A 14,752-nucleotide genomic window follows, 5' to 3' on the forward strand; every position below is an offset into this window, starting at 1 on the left:
TGAGCACCATGGCGAACCGTCCCGATCCGAGGGATCCCGCCGACGTCACCCTCAACCCGCTCTTCGCGCGGCCCGGGGAGGCGCGCAGCCTGCCGCGCTTCCGGATCGGCGAGCAGCCGATGCTGCCCGAGACCGCGTACCAGATCGTCCACGACGAGGCGATGCTCGACGGCAACGCGCGGCTCAACCTGGCGACCTTCGTCGGCACCTGGATGGACGACGAGGCGCGCCGCCTCTACGCCGAGGCCTTCGACAAGAACATGATCGACAAGGACGAGTACCCGCAGACGGCGGCGATCGAGGAGCGCTGCTGGCGGATGGTCGCCGACCTCTGGCACGCGCCCGATCCGGAGACCACGATCGGCTGCTCCACGATCGGCTCCTCCGAGGCCTGCATGCTGGGCGGCCTGGCGCTGAAACGGCGCTGGCAGGAGTCCCGTCGCGCGCAGGGCAAGCCGGTCGAGCGGCCCAACCTGGTGATGAGCTCGGCGGTCCAGGTGGTCTGGGAGAAGTTCTGCGACTACTGGGACGTGGAGCCTCGCTACGTGCCGATCACCGAGGAGCACCGGACGCTGGACGGCCACGGGCTGCGGGAGCACGTGGACGAGAACACCATCGGCGTGGTCTCGATCCTCGGCGTCACCTACACCGGGATGTACGAGCCGGTGGCGCAGGTGAGCGCGGCGCTCGACGAGATCCAGAAGGAGACCGGGCTCGACATCCGGATCCATGTCGACGGCGCGTCAGGAGCGATGGTCGCGCCGTTCCTGCAACCGGAGTTGGCCTGGGACTTCCGGGTGCCCCGGGTGGCGTCGATCAACACCTCGGGCCACAAGTACGGGCTGGTCTACCCCGGCCTGGGCTGGGTGGTCTGGCGCGAGCGGAGCCTGCTGCCGGAGAGCCTGGTGTTCACGGTCAGCTACTTCGGCGGCGCGATGCCGACGTTCGCGCTCAACTTCTCCCGGCCGGGCGCGCAGGTCCTGCTCCAGTACTTCCAGTTCCTGCGGCTCGGCCGCGAGGGCTACCGCGAGGTCCAGCAGGCCTCGCAGGACGTGGCGAAGTTCCTGGCGGCCGGGATCGGTCGGCTGGACGCGTTCGAACTGTGGAACGACGCCTCGGACATCTCCGTCTTCGCCTGGCGGCAGACGCCCGGACACAGCCGCAACTGGACGCTCTACGACCTCTCCGACCGGCTGCGGCAGAAGGGTTGGCTGGTGCCCGCCTACCCGATGCCCGACGACCTCGCCGACATGACGGTGCAGCGCATCGTGGTGCGCAACGGCTTGAGCCGGGACATGGCACGCAGCCTGCTGGACGACATCGAGGAGAGCGTCCGGTACTTCGACAAGCTGACCGAGCCGCTGCCGGACGCGCCCCGGTCGAGCTACCACCACTGACGCTGACGCCGGGACCTGCCAGGCCTCAGGCCAGGAACCGCTCGCGGTCGACGAGCACCCGGTCGATCTCGCCGGAGGCCACCAGCGTGTCCGTGCCGTCGACGGCCTTGACCAGGAAGGTCAGCCGACGGCCCTCCGCCTCCAGCGGCGCGAAGGCCGAAACCTCGACGTGGTCGCCCACGCGAGTCGCGCGGACGTGCTCGACGCGGATCGCGGTCCCGACGCTGGTCTGCCCCTCCGCGAGAAAAGGCGCAGCAGCCTCGACGGTGGCCGCCTCCAGCCACGCGATCAGCCGGGGTGTGCCGAGCACGGGGACGTCGCCGCTGCCCAGCGCGATGGCCGTGTCCGCATCGGTGACCTGATGACGCATCCTGTTCCGCCTGTCCCTCGGGAGTTGGTGGCGGTGCCGCGCGGCACGGGCCGGACCTACCAGGCGTAGATCCGGTCCATGATGTCGTGACGCGGCACCGACTCCGGTCCCGGAAAGGAAATCATGACCGGCGAGTCGCTCGGGTCGCGGCCCTCGACGACGCGGAATCCCTCGCCCTCCCACGCGGAGACCAGGACCTTGCGGTCCTTGAGCAGCTGCTCGCAGCGGTCCAGGTCGGCGCGGTCGACCGCCGTCCAGAACACGTACTGCAGCCCGACCGTCCCGGCCTGGCGGGCGCCGCCCGCGCCGGTGGCCCGCAGGTAGACCTGGAGCCCGTCGTCACGGCACAGCAGCGTGGCGGTGTCGGTCCGGATGCTGGTCTCCAGGTTGAGCAGCTCGCGGTAGAAGGCGATGGACTCGTCCAGCTCGTGGACGAAGAGCACGACCGAGCTCGGTCGCGGGCCGAGCGGGCGCTGGTGCGTCGGCTCCGTCGTCATGGGGGTCTCCCGTCGTCCGCGTGCGTCGCTGCTTCCGGGTGCAACGCTTCTCGGTATAACACAGGGCACCGACGGCACGGCCGTGCGAAGGGTGGGGAGCGAAGCGGGCGTGTCAGGCGGCTCCGCTCCCCGGGTGGGCTGCCGTCGATCGACCAAACCGCGCAGCCGCTCCCGGCCGGGATGCAGGGGGCTGTCACCGGCCGAGAAGAAACGTTACGGCGCTGCGAGCGGGCGGTGTTCGGGCTTGCGGCTGATTAGCCCCGAAGGGTGAACGCGGATCGATCGGGTGTGCGAGCGGGCGTGCGACGGTCAGGACGCGCCGGCGGTCAGCACTTGGCGGCGGTCAGGGCTTGCCGGTGGTCAGGGCTTGCGGGCCACGCCGACCGCGGCGAGGCGGAGCACGGGGTGCTCGACCGGGCAGGGTGTGGTGGCGTCGGGACGCCACTCCGCGACGGTGACCACGCCCGGGTCGATCAGGTTGAGACCGGAGAGGAACTCCGCGACCTGCTCCCGGGTGCGGAACTGGCCCCGGCCGACGCCCTGGCGCAGTGCCTCCTCCGCCTCCGCCGTGTCGGCGTCGACCTCGGGGCCCGCGGTGATCAGGTGGTGCACGAAGACGTAACTGCCCGACGGCAGCGCGTCGACCAGCGTCTGGACCAGGGCGTAGGGGTCCTCGTCGTCCAGCACGTAGTGGAGGATGCCGCAGAGCAGCAGCCCGACCGGTCGCCCGAGGTCGATGTGCGCGCGCAGCACCGGGTCGGCCAACAGGTCGTCGGGCTGCCGCAGGTCGCCGTCGACGACCACGGTCTCCTTGGTGTCGGCCAGCAGCGCGCGGGCATGGGCCAGCACGACCGGGTCGTTGTCGACGTAGACGACGCGGGTGTCGGGGGCGATCCGCTGGGCGACCTGGTGCACGTTCTCCGCCGTGGGCAGGCCGGAGCCGATGTCGACCAACTGCCGCAGCCCGACCTCGCGGACCAGGTGGTCCACCACCCGTCGCAGCACCGCGCGTTGCTGCTGCACACCGAGATGCACCTGCGGCAGCGCGACGGCGATGCGGTCGCCGAGCGCGCGGTCAGCGCCGAGGCGATATGCACAATCCGTGACGGATGGTCACGGTTGGTGACGCACCAGCTTTCCAGATGTGCCCGCAGGTCACGGCCGTGTCGCGATACCCGTCAGGGTGAAGTCGCGCCGCGTGTCCCGCGCCTGAGGCGCTTGCCTCCGCCTACGCTGAGGGCCGCCCGAGAGATGTCCGTGCCCGAGGGATGCCCGTATCCGAGAGGCGCCCGTATCCGACGGGCGCCCGCGCCGAAGGATGGTGAACGTGCCGAGAGTCGACCGCCGTAGGACCGCGCCCGCCCGCCTGCGTGGGGTGTTGCTGGCGGTCCCGTTGCTGCTCTGCGCGGCGTGCGGCAGCGGGACTTCGGTGACTCCGGCGGCGCCCGGTTCGGCCGGAGGCGGTGCGGCGCTGGCCGTCGGGCCCGGTCCGCAGCAGGAGTACCGGGTCGCCGCCCAGCCGGCGGCGGGCAGTTGCCGCTACGGCAGCAGCGACGGGCAGCCGCTCCCGGACCCGCGCTGCACTCCGGGGGCGGTCAACCCGGCCGTCACGCAGTCGAATCTGCGGCAGACGCTGTGCCGCAGGGGTGGTTACACCGCCGGGGTCCGGCCGCCGCGTCAGGTGACCGACGCCGAGAAGCGGCTCAACGCCCGGTCCTACGGCTACACCGGACGGCTGTCCGACGCCGAGTACGACCACCTGGTCCCGCTCGGTGTCGGCGGCGACCCGAACGACCCGCGCAATCTGTGGGTCGAGCCGCCGTCCCCCGGCCACGTGTCCGGCTCCGGCACGGCGAACCCCAAGGACGACGTCGAGTCGGCGCTGCACGACGCGGTGTGCTCGGGACAGGTCTCCCTCCAGGCCGCGCAGCGGGCCGTCGCGTCGAACTGGACGACGGCGTTGAGTTCGCTCGGCGTCACTGCGGAGAAGTGACGCCGCAGTCAGTCTGACGCCGCGTCGAGTTCGTTCCGTCGCCGCTGGAGGAAATCCCTCTCCGCCGCGTTGGTCGCGACCGCCAGAGCCGCGTCGTAGGCGGTGGCTGCCTCGGCGCGGCGGCCGAGGCGGCGGAGCAGGTCGGCGCGGGTGGCGTGGAAGGGGAGGTAGCCCGCGAGGGCGTCCGCCGGGAGGGCGTCGACGGCGTCGAGAGCGGCCTGCGGGCCGGCCACCTCGGCCAGGGCGACGGCGCGATTCAGCGCGACGACGGGGGTGGGGGCGATCCGCAGCTGGAGGTCGTAGAGCGCCAGCACCTGCTCCCAACGGTCCTGCGGCGTCAGTGAGTCGTCGCTGTGGACGGCGTTGACGGCGGCCTGGATCTGGTACGGGCCCGGACTGCCGCGCCGCAGGCAGGCGCGGACGAGACGCTGACCCTCCGTCACCATCGCCTGGTCCCACAGCGACCGGTCCTGGTCGTCGAGCAGGACCAGCGTCCCGTCCGCGTCGGTGCGCGCGGCGCGGCGGGCGTGGGTGAGCAGCAACAGCGCGAGCAGGCCCACGGCTTCGGGTTCGTCGGGCATCAACTCGACCAGGACGCGGGCGAGTCGGAGCGCCTCGGCGCAGAGGTCCTCGCGGAGCAGCGCCTCGCCGCCCGAGGCGGCGTAGCCCTCGTTGAAGACCAGGTAGACCGTGTCGAGTACGGCCCGTAGCCGGTCGGGCAGTTCGGCCTCGGCGGGGACGCGGTACGGGATGCCCGCGTCCCGGATCTTGCGCTTGGCGCGCACCAGGCGCTGCGCCATGGTGGCCTCGGGCACCAGAAAGGCGCGGGCGATCTCTCCGGTCTCCAGTCCACCCAACAGCCGAAGCGTCAGGGCGACTTGAGCGTTGCGGGCCAATGCCGGGTGGCAGCAGGTGAAGATCAGCCGCAGCCGGTCGTCGCGCACCGCCCCCACCTCCTCAGCGTCGTTGCCGCTGTCACTCGCGGTCCGGAGTTCCAGCAGTTGCTGCGCCTCGACGTGCCGGGCGTGCCGGGAGGAGTCCCGGCGCAGCCGGTCGATGGCGCGGTTGCGGGCGGTGGTGGTGATCCAGGCACCCGGGTTGGGCGGCACGCCGGTCTCCGGCCAGCGCTCCAGCGCCACCGTGAAGGCGTCCTGCACCGCTTCCTCGGCGAGATCGATGTCGCCGAGGAAGCGGATCAGGGTGGCGACGCAGCGGCCGTACTCGTTGCGGAAGACCTCTTCCGTGGCCGTGTCGCCGCCGCCCGGCGGGCGCTGATCCACCGTCACCGTCCTTCTGTGTCGCGGTTGTTCCGCGTGATCCGTCCAGCCCGCCTACCGCGGATGGCCCGCCTACTCCGGGATCTCCTGGAAGGGCCGGACCTCGACGGGGCCCTGGCAGGCCCGGCTGCCCTCCTCGGCGATAGCCAGCGCCGCGTCCAGGTCGGGGGCCTGGACGATCCAGAAGCCGCCCAGGTGCTCCTTGGTCTCGGCGAACGGCCCGTCGGTGGTCAGCGCCTTGCCGTCCTCCTGGATCCGCACCACGGTGGCGACGTCGGCCGGGTAGAGCCCGCCCGCGAAGACCCATGCGCCGCTGTCCTGCAGCCGCTTGTTGAAGGCGTCGACGTCGGCGAACATCTTCTGCATGGTCTCCGGAGCGGGGGGCTCCTGGCCTTCGACCATGTGCACCGACAGCAGGTACTGCTTCATGACGTTCTCCTCGTTCGATCTCGGGGACCGGCGTCCTGCCGGCCCGATACAACCACTACGAACGGGATCCCGCCGGATCGACACTCCTCGTCGGAATCTCGGAAAAAATCTTCAGCGGGCGCTGCCGAGCCCCCGGTCTGTCTCGCGGCCGTCGAGCAGCAGGGTGGTCTCCTCGATCCTGCGGAAGCGCCCGTCCGGGGCGAACTCGCCGAAGAGGTACACCTCCATCCGGACCGTCGAGCCGTCGGTCTTGCGCACGTTCACCACATGCCGGTCCGCGTAGCGGTCGCCCCGCGCCAGCTCGTCGAGCACCTCGACCGATCCGTCGGCCACGACGGTGCGCAGGTGGGCGATGTGGGTGGTGAAGTCCGCCCGGTCGGCCCAACGGCCGTCGGTGCGCTGGCGGTAGTCCGGTGCGAAGTGCCGGTCGACGGCCTCGTCGAGGTCGAGCCCGGGCGTGAACAGCAGATCGGTGAGGGCGCGGGCGATGTCGGTGCGGGTTGCGGTCATGGTGATCCCCTTGGAGCAGGCCGGAACGGCGGTGTTAATGCGTGCGTCGAGCACGCATCCACACCGTAGCCCATGATGCGTGCGTCGCGCACGCTAAGCTGTCTGTCGTGGCAACCGACGTGGGACCTGAGATCGCCGACGCCCTGGGCGTCCTGTTGCAACGCGGCACCCGTGCGCAACTGCACCGACGGCTGACCGAGGGGCTGGACGACGCGCTCGACGAGGTCACCTATCCGGTGCTGAGCGGGCTGGCCCGGACCGGCCCGTGCAGCGCCGCCGATCTCGCGGGGCGGATCGGCCTCGACCGTTCCGGCGTGACCCGACGCGCCGACCGGCTGGAGGTCGCGGGACTGCTGCGTCGGGAGCCCGATCCCGCGGATCGCCGCGCCACGCTGCTGGCCCTGACCGAGGCGGGCGAGCGGACGATCCGGGCCACCCGGGAACGGCTGGCCGAGCACATCGAGCGCTCGCTGGCCGACTGGCCGCCGGGGGAGGCCGAGACCTTCGCCCGCGCGCTGCGCCGCTTCGTCGCGGAAGGGCCCTTCGCGGACTCGTAGTGCGAGCTGGCGCCAGCCGGTGCTAGCCCCGCTGCACGACGCGCGCGGCGAGCAGCGCGATGTCGTCCTCCGCCTGGGCCGGGTCGGAGCTGTGCAGCACGGCGTCGAGGAGGTCGTCCAGCTCGCCCGCGGCGGGGAGAGGGAGGGCGGCGAGGCGTTCCAGGGAGACGTCGATGTCCTCGTGGCGCCGCTCGACCAGGCCGTCGGTGTAGAGGAGCAGCACCTGGCCGGGGACCAGCTCGCGGACCAGGTGCTCGTAGCCGCCGACACCGGTGCCCAGGGGCGGTCCGCTCGGCAAGGCCAGCAGTTCGGTGGGCCGGCCCGGGGTGATCAGCGCCGGGGGCAGATGGCCCGCGCTGGAGAACGTGACCCGGTTGCGGCTCGGCTCCAGCAGGGCGAGCAGGCAGGTGGCCGGTCGTGCGGCCTCGTTCTCGGAGATCAGCGAGTCGAGCTGGCGCAGGATCCGGTGCGGGGGGAGGTCGGCTCCGGCGACGTAGCGCAGCATCGAGCGATACGTCGACATGTCGACGGCGGCTTCGACACCGTGGCCCATGACGTCGCCGATCACCAGTAGCGTCCGGCCGAAGGGGAGCCGCACCGTCTCGTACCAGTCGCCGCCGACCACGGTGCTGGTGCCGGAGGGCAGGTAGCGGCAGGCGATCTCCAGGTTCGGGTGCGGGTTGGCCGGTTCGGCCAGCAGTGCCCGCTGGAGTTCCAGGGCGATGCCCTGGGAGCGCATGTAGCGGCGGGCGTTGTCGATGCTGAGGGCTGCGCGGTCGGCGAGGTCCTCGATCATCGCGATCTCGGCGTCGGAGAACTCCCGGTCGCCGGAGCGCGCGAGCACCAGCGCGCCCAGCAGGTGTCCGCGCGCGGTCAGCGGGAGGGCGAGCATCGCGCCGATCCCGGCGGCGCGGAAGACGGTGCGGCTGTGCTCGTCCGAGAGCGCGACGGCGAGGTCCTCCTCCGTGCGCAGCGTGACGGCGACGGGCTTGGCCGCCGCCAGGCTGCGGGCCACGGCTGAGCCGTCCCGGTGGCGAACCGTTTCGCCTGGGTGCGCCAGCGTCGCCAGCTGCGGGTGCAGCTCCGGCGTGCCCGCGACGGCGGCGCGCAACAGCCGTGCGGACCCGAGCGGGACGCCGAGCCGGTGGTCGGGGACGCCGGGCGGCAGGATGTCCACGGCCGCGAGGTCGGCCAGCGTCGGCACGGTGAAGCGGGCGAGTTCGGTGCAGGTGGTGTCGATGTCCAGCGTGGTGCCGATACGCGCACCCGCCGAGGTCAGCAGCGACAGCCGGGCGCGGTTCTGGACGGCTTCCTCGTCGTCGGCTTTCGCCAGCACCAGCACGCCGGTTCGGGCAGGCGGTCCGGACCCCGCTGAACCGGACCCCGCCGCTCCCGACCTCGCTGCTCCGGACCCCACTCCTTCCGACCCCGCTGATCCGGACTCCGAAGCGCCGGCGGAGACCGCGTCCTCCGGCTCCAGATCGAGGCGTTGTACGCGCAGCCGGGCGGTGCCGTAGTCGCCGACCCGGGGGACCCCGTCGAGCAGCACGTCACGCGCGGCGTCGGCGACGGCCTCGATCGTGCGCGGGTCGTCGGTGCCGGTCAGGCTGACGAAGGTGTCGTTGACGTACTGGCAGGCGAGGTCCTGGTCGAGCAGGGCGACGCCGAACGGCAGGTCCGTGACAAGGGCGGAGAGCAGGGCATCCCGGTTCACGCCCATGGCGACGGCCGCAGCGTCCATCGATGCGCCGACGGCGTCCCGTGCGGGGACCTCCGCGCCCACCGCTCCCTCCTCATCGCCGGGCTAGGACCCGGCCGACAGAACTTACCCCATGATCACGCAGGTTTCGGGCAAACGCACCCGTGTTCGGAACTCTGTTGCCTGTTGCACATGTGCCCGCTCTGCCCGCGTCGTTCGCGCCCGGCGGAGTTGTTTTCCGTCGGTCAGGCGGAGGCGCTTCCTGATGCTCTCCCCGCCTTCAGTTTGAGCCAGGCGCGCTCCAGCGCCGCCACGTCCTCGTCGTCCAGCAGGTCGTCGAAGACCCCGGCCAGCGCCGCCCGACGGGTCGCGTCGGCGGCGGCGAAGGCGTCACGACCGGCCTGGGTCAGGGCGATCCGCACCGAACGCGCGTCCGTGGTCGACTGCGAGCGGGCCACCAGCCCGCGTGCCTGGAGCGCGTCGACGACGCGGGAGACCTGGGTCCGGCTGAGCAGCGTCTTCGCACCCAGGTCGGAGGCGGCGACCGGCTCGCTCTGGGCGTTGAGCCAGAGCATCACCTCGAACCAGGAGAGCGGCAGGTCGTGCTCGCGCATCAGTGCCCGGTCCACATGGGCGGAGAGGGTGGTGCCCGCCCAGACGAGGCCGTAGAAGGCGTGGTCGCGGGTGGCCAGGTCGCCCAGGGTGAGGTCGGCGCGCGTCATGGAGCCAGCCTAGCTGTTTGCGTGTACGCGCACGGAGTTCTAGAGTGTGTGCGCACGCACAGAACAGTTCTGCTGAGGAGACCACCGTGTCCGAGTCCACCACCGCCACGGGCAGCGCGCCCGCCGAGCGCATCGTGCTGATCACCGGAACCTCCTCCGGGATCGGCCTGGCCGTGGCCGTCGCCGCTGCTCAGGCTGGGTGGCGCGTGGTCGCCACCATGCGCGACACCGCCAAGTCCGAGCCGCTGCGGACGGCCGCCGAGGCCGCCGGGGTGGGGGAGCGGGTCGAGGTCCGCCGCCTGGACGTCACCGACCGCGCCTCCGTCGACGCCTGCCTGGCCGAGGTCATCGCGGCCCACGGCCGGCTGGACGCGCTGGTCAACAACGCGGGCGCGGGCATCGTCGGCACCGTCGAGCAGACCGGCGTCGAGCCGTTCCGCTCGGCGATGGAGGTCAACTTCTTCGGCGTCGTGGAGGCGACGGGCGCGGCGATGCCGCTGCTGCGCGCGGTCGGCGGGCGGGTGGTCACGGTCACCAGCGTCGGTGGCGTCGTCGGCCAGCCGTTCAACGAGGCCTACTGCGCCGCCAAGTTCGCCGCCGAGGGCTTCCTGGAGTCGCTCGCGCCGGTCGCGGCCACGGTCGGGGTGCACGTCTCGGTGATCGAACCGGGCGCGGTGGCCAGCGAGTTCGTCGCCAGCCAGAACCTCGACGTCCCGGCGCTGCTCGCCGCCGCCGGCCCCTACGCCCCCGCGCTCGGCGCGTACGTCGAACGGACGCTGGCCGCGTTCGGCAACGCGCAGTCGTCCGTCGACGCCGCACAGGCCGTGGTCGCGGTGCTGGAGGACCCGGCACCGCCGTTCCGCGTCCAGACCTCCGCCGCGGCACGGGAGTTCGTCGCGACCAAGCTCGCGGACGCCGACGGCTCCGCCGTGCAGGGCATGACGGGCGGCTGGGTCGGCCTGGCGCGCGGCTGACGTCCCGCGCGCGCCGATCCGACCGGCTCGGCGCGCGCGGACGGGTGAGCTGGTGTACCCCGGAGTGAGGGGGTCGCACCGGTCTCGGAGGAGGGCGTCATGCGGCTACGGGAAGTGCCGACCCGTCTGGTGGTCGGCGCGTTCGTGTTCCACTCCGGGTGGAGCAAGTGGAACGCCGACCAGGAGACCGCCGACGCGCTGCACAGCATGGCCGCCGGCGCCTATCCACCACTCGATCCACTGCCCGCGGACAAGTTCACCAAGGTGCTCTCCGTCGCCGAGATGGCGGTAGGCACCGCGTTGTTGACACCGTTCGTGCCGACAGCGGTCGCGGGCGCCGGGCTGACCGGCTTCTCCGGAGCGCTGCTGGGCGTCTACTTCCGCACGCCCGGCATGCGCCAGCCCGGCAGCATCTGGCCGACGCACCAGGGCATCGCGCTGGCCAAGGACTCGTGGATGTTCGCCATCGGCCTGGGCCTGCTCGCGGACGCGGCGACCCGCCGCTGCTGGCACGGGCACGCGCACGGCCATGCGCATCCCCAGACCCGTGACCAGTCCCGAGCGGTGCACAGGGCCCGGGCCGCCGCCGCGACCCACGCCGCCCTCGCCGCTCGCGCCGCGCTCAACGCCCATGCGGCGAGCACGGGTCGACCGGCGCGAGAGCACCGGTGACGGGGCGGCTCGGCCGCTCGGCGGCTACTTGGGCTTGCTGCCCGCCTTTTCCGAACCCTTGGCGTTCTTGGCGTCCTTGTCCAGGAACCGCTTGAGCCGCTGCCACGGCCAGGTGTTGATCACCGCGTCCGGGGTCAGCCAGGCGCGCTGCGCCTGGCCCACGCCGTAGCGCGGGTTGTCCAGCTGGACCGTCGAGTGGGCGTCGCTGTCGATCGAGAAGTGGACGCCCGCCTGGTGGGCACGGCGGATCAGCTCGTCGTTGACGTCGAGCCGCTGCGGCGAGGCGTTGATCTCCAGCGCCGTCCCCGTGCGGGCACAGGCCGCGAAGACCGCGTCCAGGTCCGCGTCGATGCCGCCGCGACGGCCGAGACGGCGCGTGGTGAGGTGCCCGATGATGTTGACGTGCGGGTTCTCGCACGCCCTGATCAGGCGGCGGGTCTGCGCGTCGCGGCTCGCGCCGAAGTGGGAGTGGATCGAGGCCACGCAGAGGTCGAAGCCGTCCAGGAACTCGGCGGGCCAGTCGACGCCGCCGTCCGGGCCGATGTTGAGCTCGGTGCCGTGCAGCAGCCGCATCCGGCCGTACCGTCCGGCGAGTTCGCGCAGTCGCTCGCGCTGGGCGAGCATCTTCTCGTCCGTCATCCGCTGCATGACCAGGTCGGGCGCGTGGTCGGTGACCGCGACGTAGGAGTAGTGCCGCGCGTGGCAGGTGGCCAGCATCTCCTCCAGCGTGGCGATGCCGTCGGTCAGGTCGGTGTGCAGGTGCAGGTCGCCGCGCAGGTCGTCGACGGTGACCAGGGTGGGCAGCCGGTCCTCCAGCGCCGCCTCGATCTCGCCCCGGTCCTCGCGCAGCGGCGGCGGGATCCACGGCAGTCCGAGCGCGGCGTAGACCTCGTCCTCGGTGGCGGAGGCGATCCGCTCCTCCGTCGCCGCGTCCGTCGAGGCGTCGAAGAGGCCGTACTCGGAGAGCTTGAGCCCCGCCTTGACCGCCATCGTCCGGAGCCGGATGTTGTGCGCCTTCGAGCCGGTGAAGTACAGCAGCGCCGCACCCCACGCGTCCGGCGGGACCACGCGCAGGTCGACCTGGAGACCGCGCGCGGTCCGGATCGAGGTCTTGGTCGGGCCGCTGACGATGACCTCGCCGCCGTCCGTGACCAGCGGGAGCGCGACGAAGGCGTCCATCAGCGGGCCCGATTCCTCGGCGGCGGCGAGGATGTCGAGGTCGCCGACCGTCTCCCGGAACCGGCGCAGCGAGCCCGCGTAGGCGCAGTCGCGGCAGCCGCGGACCTTCGCCAGGGCGGCGACGATCTCGTCCGCGACGTCGAAGGCCACGTCGAGCGTGGTGCGTTCGGAGGACTGCTGGAGCAGGTCCAGCCCGTGCAGGATGTTCTGCTCGGTCCGGCCGCCGAAGCCCGGCAGGTCGTGCAGCCGCCCGGCCTCGGCGGCCTTGCGCAGTTCGGCGGGGGTGGAGATGCCCAGTTCGCGGTGGAGAGTGAGCGCCTTGCGCGGGCCGAGGCCCGGGACCGCGGTCATCTCCCGTACGCCGGGCGGGATCTGCGCGCGGAGCGCCGTAAGCGCCTGGATCGCGCCGGTGCGGCGGAACTCGTCGACCTTTTCCGCCACGGACTTGCCCACGCCGGGGATCTCGCGCAGCCCCTTGCCGTCCAGTCCGGCCAGATCGGCGCCGTGACCGGCGATCGCCCGCGCCGCCTTGGTGTACGCGCGGGCCCGGAAAGCGTCTCCGCCGGTGAGGGTCAACAGGTCGGCGTACTCGTCCAGGAGCGCCGCGACCTCGTCGTTGAGCCGGGCCATGCGCTCAGCCTACGGTCGCTCTGTGCGTCGCGCATGCGACGGTCAGTCGCGCGGGTGGAGTTCGGCGCCGCAGCGCCAGCAGGTGGCGTCCTTCGGGTCGTCCGGGACGGCGTCGCACTGCGGGCAGAGACGGTTCAGCCAGCAGGCGGGGTCGCCGCCCTCCTCGGTGAACTCCTCGTCCGTGCGCGCGTCGCGCTGCTCCGGCTGCTCGTCGCCCATGCCGCCACGGTAGTCCGCCGCAGGCCAGGCGTCTGCGTTCGGCCTCTGCGTTCGCCCTCCAGCCCGTCTGCGGGTGCCCGGGACCAAGATCAGTCTTACCGTGTAGAGCGTGACAGAGGCGTACAGAGGTGACGGAGGGCGCCCAGCGGGGCAGATGAGCCCGGCGGGGAGCGTCCTGTGGGCGCTGCTGCCTCTGTTCACGATCGGTCTCGGCACCTTCGCCGTGCTGGGCTGGGCCGCCTGGCGGCTGCAGCAACGGGCGCTGGCGGTGCTGTCGGGGATCGCGCTGGCCGTCACGATCGTCGCGGTGGTGATGGCGGACGCACCGGCCGACTCGGTCGAGAGCACGGCGGCCGGTGGTCTGATCGCGGTGGTGCTGGTCGGCGGCGGCCTCGGCGCGACCTTCTCGGTGCGCCGGAGCCTGGTCGGCACGCCGCCCGTGCCGGACGCGCTGCCGTCCGCGGAGGCGGCCGCGAACGACGCGGTCCTGGCGGACACGAGGTCGCGTCGTGAGCTCCGGGTCCACGCGCGCGAGCTGCTGGCCCACGATCCCGGGCTCGCCCGCGAACTCCGGATCGGCCGCCCCGACCTGCCCCGCGCGTACGACGACGGCGGTCTGGCCGACGTCAACCACGTCCCCGCACCGGTCCTGGAGACCCTGCCCGGCATGACGCCGGACCTGGCCCGGCAGATCGTGGAGACCCGGGAGTCGCGCGGCAGTTTCACCTGCATCGAGGAGCTGGAGGTCTTCGCCGAGCTTCCGGACGAACTTGCGGTGGAGCTGGCGGACCGACTGCTGTTCCTCAACTGAGCGGCTGTTCGGGCCGTTTCACCTTGCCCGGTACGGACAGTGACGTCACGTCAGAGTGCGTCGTTGGTGTGGGTGGGGGATGCGGGATCGCCCGGTCCATCCCGTGTGTCCCAATTTTCTCCCTTTTAACCGTGGCATGGTCGGCTTTCAGCACGTAGCGTGGGGGGCCGGGGGAGCGGCGGACGGGCGAGCGGACCTCGGGAGCAGCTCATGTTGGCAGTCATCAAACTCGCGGCGGTACTGGTGTTGGGCGCCGGTGCACTTCTTCCTGCGGCGGCTTCGCCCGGGCATGCGGCGACAACAGCGAAAACGACGTCGTCCGGCAGCAGCACCGGTCAGACGAGCGCGCCGGTGCTCCTGGACTGCACCGGCAAGCCCCAGTCGCAGCCGAGCGAGTACGTGCTGGCCTGCGGTGACGGCAACAACTACCTCACCTCCGCGCACTGGACCCGCTGGGACGGCGTTTCGGCGTACGCGACGGCGACGGACGTGGCCAACGACTGCCAGCCGTACTGCGCGGCGGGGCACTTCCACAACTTCCCGGTCGACGTCACCCTCACCGACCCGGTCCCGTGGCAGGGCCACGCGGGCCAGACGCGGTACACCAAGGTGACCCTGTTCTACCCGGGCGCGCGGCCCGCGCACTCGGCGCAGACGGTGACCCTCCCGCTGTCCGCGGGCCCGGCGATCCCGTCGGCGACGTAGACAGGTTTGCAGCGAGGGCCGGTTGCACTACCTCAGGGGCGCGGGGCTCAGCCCCCCCCCCCCGAGGGAGTGCAAAAGCCAGCGGGAGCGGAGGCTAAAGGTGCAGTGCCC

The 14,752-nt window shown here is 72.1% G+C and carries 16 protein-coding genes and 1 pseudogene; 7 read left to right on the forward strand and 10 right to left on the reverse strand.

Going from position 1 to position 14,752, the window contains the following annotated elements; all coding sequences use genetic code 11:
• The first annotated feature begins 8 nt into the window (after positions 1 to 8).
• Positions 9 to 1,397, forward strand: coding sequence for a glutamate decarboxylase (locus tag I2501_RS12375; RefSeq protein ID WP_196193964.1), 1,389 nt, complete (start codon positions 9 to 11; stop codon positions 1,395 to 1,397).
• A gap of 25 nt (positions 1,398 to 1,422) precedes the next feature.
• On the opposite strand, the gene I2501_RS12380 is transcribed toward I2501_RS12375, so the two are convergent.
• The 3 genes and pseudogenes from I2501_RS12380 to I2501_RS12390 all read right to left on the reverse strand — a co-directional run.
• Entirely contained in the window at positions 1,423 to 1,767 is a 345-nt protein-coding gene (locus I2501_RS12380; RefSeq protein WP_196193965.1) for a thioesterase family protein, read from the reverse strand.
• Between the two features lie 56 nt (positions 1,768 to 1,823).
• Positions 1,824 to 2,264 (reverse strand): VOC family protein, encoded by a 441-nt coding sequence (locus I2501_RS12385; RefSeq protein ID WP_196193966.1) that lies wholly within the window; start codon positions 2,262 to 2,264, stop codon positions 1,824 to 1,826.
• Between the two features lie 360 nt (positions 2,265 to 2,624).
• Positions 2,625 to 3,332, reverse strand: a pseudogene (locus tag I2501_RS12390) (SAM-dependent methyltransferase); the annotation flags it as partial.
• Positions 3,333 to 3,582: 250 nt separating this feature from the next.
• Between I2501_RS12390 and I2501_RS12395 the strand changes: the two are divergent.
• Positions 3,583 to 4,257 carry a hypothetical protein gene (locus I2501_RS12395; protein WP_408022726.1) on the forward strand — a complete coding sequence of 225 codons (675 nt, stop codon included), beginning with the start codon at positions 3,583 to 3,585 and terminating at the stop codon, positions 4,255 to 4,257.
• An 8-nt stretch (positions 4,258 to 4,265) separates the two neighbouring features.
• On the opposite strand, the gene I2501_RS12400 is transcribed toward I2501_RS12395, so the two are convergent.
• From I2501_RS12400 to I2501_RS12410, 3 genes are all read right to left on the reverse strand, one after another.
• A complete protein-coding gene (locus tag I2501_RS12400; RefSeq protein WP_196193968.1) occupies positions 4,266 to 5,537 on the reverse strand; it encodes an RNA polymerase sigma factor in 1,272 nt (423 codons plus the stop codon).
• Between the two features lie 69 nt (positions 5,538 to 5,606).
• A complete protein-coding gene (locus tag I2501_RS12405; protein ID WP_196193969.1) occupies positions 5,607 to 5,963 on the reverse strand; it encodes a YciI family protein in 357 nt (118 codons plus the stop codon).
• A 111-nt stretch (positions 5,964 to 6,074) separates the two neighbouring features.
• Positions 6,075 to 6,473: a nuclear transport factor 2 family protein gene (locus I2501_RS12410; RefSeq protein WP_196193970.1), complete on the reverse strand. Its 399-nt coding sequence runs from the start codon at positions 6,471 to 6,473 to the stop codon at positions 6,075 to 6,077.
• 107 nt (positions 6,474 to 6,580) lie between these two features.
• Between I2501_RS12410 and I2501_RS12415 the strand changes: the two genes are divergently transcribed.
• Positions 6,581 to 7,030, forward strand: coding sequence for a MarR family winged helix-turn-helix transcriptional regulator (locus I2501_RS12415; protein WP_196193971.1), 450 nt, complete (start codon positions 6,581 to 6,583; stop codon positions 7,028 to 7,030).
• 22 nt (positions 7,031 to 7,052) lie between these two features.
• Here the strand turns inward: I2501_RS12415 and I2501_RS12420 are convergent, their stop codons facing one another.
• Both I2501_RS12420 and I2501_RS12425 read right to left on the reverse strand, forming a co-directional pair.
• Positions 7,053 to 8,813 carry a PP2C family protein-serine/threonine phosphatase gene (locus I2501_RS12420; protein WP_196193972.1) on the reverse strand — a complete coding sequence of 587 codons (1,761 nt, stop codon included), beginning with the start codon at positions 8,811 to 8,813 and terminating at the stop codon, positions 7,053 to 7,055.
• 161 nt (positions 8,814 to 8,974) lie between these two features.
• On the reverse strand, positions 8,975 to 9,451 hold the full coding sequence (locus tag I2501_RS12425; RefSeq protein ID WP_196193973.1) for a MarR family winged helix-turn-helix transcriptional regulator: 477 nt from the start codon (positions 9,449 to 9,451) through the stop codon (positions 8,975 to 8,977).
• Between the two features lie 86 nt (positions 9,452 to 9,537).
• Between I2501_RS12425 and I2501_RS12430 the strand changes: the two genes are divergently transcribed.
• Together I2501_RS12430 and I2501_RS12435 are read left to right on the forward strand one after the other, a co-directional pair.
• The gene (locus tag I2501_RS12430) at positions 9,538 to 10,425 is read left to right on the forward strand and encodes an SDR family NAD(P)-dependent oxidoreductase (RefSeq protein ID WP_196193974.1); all 888 of its coding nucleotides are present in this window, start codon (positions 9,538 to 9,540) and stop codon (positions 10,423 to 10,425) included.
• 99 nt (positions 10,426 to 10,524) lie between these two features.
• The gene (locus tag I2501_RS12435; protein ID WP_215909523.1) at positions 10,525 to 11,097 is read left to right on the forward strand and encodes a hypothetical protein; all 573 of its coding nucleotides are present in this window, start codon (positions 10,525 to 10,527) and stop codon (positions 11,095 to 11,097) included.
• A gap of 24 nt (positions 11,098 to 11,121) precedes the next feature.
• Here the strand turns inward: I2501_RS12435 and polX are convergent, their stop codons facing one another.
• Positions 11,122 to 12,906: a DNA polymerase/3'-5' exonuclease PolX gene (gene polX, locus I2501_RS12440; protein ID WP_196193975.1), complete on the reverse strand. Its 1,785-nt coding sequence runs from the start codon at positions 12,904 to 12,906 to the stop codon at positions 11,122 to 11,124.
• Positions 12,907 to 12,948: 42 nt separating this feature from the next.
• Positions 12,949 to 13,125 carry a hypothetical protein gene (locus I2501_RS12445; protein WP_196193976.1) on the reverse strand — a complete coding sequence of 59 codons (177 nt, stop codon included), beginning with the start codon at positions 13,123 to 13,125 and terminating at the stop codon, positions 12,949 to 12,951.
• 154 nt (positions 13,126 to 13,279) lie between these two features.
• Between I2501_RS12445 and I2501_RS12450 the strand changes: the two genes are divergently transcribed.
• Together I2501_RS12450 and I2501_RS12455 are read left to right on the forward strand one after the other, a co-directional pair.
• Positions 13,280 to 13,936 carry a ComEA family DNA-binding protein gene (locus I2501_RS12450; protein ID WP_196193977.1) on the forward strand — a complete coding sequence of 219 codons (657 nt, stop codon included), beginning with the start codon at positions 13,280 to 13,282 and terminating at the stop codon, positions 13,934 to 13,936.
• Between the two features lie 210 nt (positions 13,937 to 14,146).
• The gene (locus I2501_RS12455) at positions 14,147 to 14,641 is read left to right on the forward strand and encodes a hypothetical protein (protein ID WP_236046158.1); all 495 of its coding nucleotides are present in this window, start codon (positions 14,147 to 14,149) and stop codon (positions 14,639 to 14,641) included.
• The last annotated feature ends 111 nt before the right edge of the window (positions 14,642 to 14,752 follow it).

Source organism: Streptacidiphilus fuscans (assembly GCF_015690355.1).
GTDB classification, from domain to species: domain Bacteria; phylum Actinomycetota; class Actinomycetes; order Streptomycetales; family Streptomycetaceae; genus Streptacidiphilus; species Streptacidiphilus fuscans.

Bases quoted from the DNA above. Each gene is read 5' to 3' on its own strand.
- I2501_RS12375 (WP_196193964.1), top strand. From the start codon at position 9: ATGGCGAACCGTCCCGATCCGAGGGATCCCGCCGACGTCACCCTCAAC.
- I2501_RS12380 (WP_196193965.1), bottom strand. From the start codon at position 1,767: ATGCGTCATCAGGTCACCGATGCGGACACGGCCATCGCGCTGGGCAGC.
- I2501_RS12385 (WP_196193966.1), bottom strand. From the start codon at position 2,264: ATGACGACGGAGCCGACGCACCAGCGCCCGCTCGGCCCGCGACCGAGC.
- I2501_RS12395 (WP_408022726.1), top strand. From the start codon at position 3,583: ATGGTGAACGTGCCGAGAGTCGACCGCCGTAGGACCGCGCCCGCCCGC.
- I2501_RS12405 (WP_196193969.1), bottom strand. From the start codon at position 5,963: ATGAAGCAGTACCTGCTGTCGGTGCACATGGTCGAAGGCCAGGAGCCC.
- I2501_RS12410 (WP_196193970.1), bottom strand. From the start codon at position 6,473: ATGACCGCAACCCGCACCGACATCGCCCGCGCCCTCACCGATCTGCTG.
- I2501_RS12425 (WP_196193973.1), bottom strand. From the start codon at position 9,451: ATGACGCGCGCCGACCTCACCCTGGGCGACCTGGCCACCCGCGACCAC.
- I2501_RS12435 (WP_215909523.1), top strand. From the start codon at position 10,525: ATGCGGCTACGGGAAGTGCCGACCCGTCTGGTGGTCGGCGCGTTCGTG.
- polX (WP_196193975.1), bottom strand. From the start codon at position 12,906: ATGGCCCGGCTCAACGACGAGGTCGCGGCGCTCCTGGACGAGTACGCC.
- I2501_RS12445 (WP_196193976.1), bottom strand. From the start codon at position 13,125: ATGGGCGACGAGCAGCCGGAGCAGCGCGACGCGCGCACGGACGAGGAG.
- I2501_RS12450 (WP_196193977.1), top strand. From the start codon at position 13,280: ATGAGCCCGGCGGGGAGCGTCCTGTGGGCGCTGCTGCCTCTGTTCACG.
- I2501_RS12455 (WP_236046158.1), top strand. From the start codon at position 14,147: ATGTTGGCAGTCATCAAACTCGCGGCGGTACTGGTGTTGGGCGCCGGT.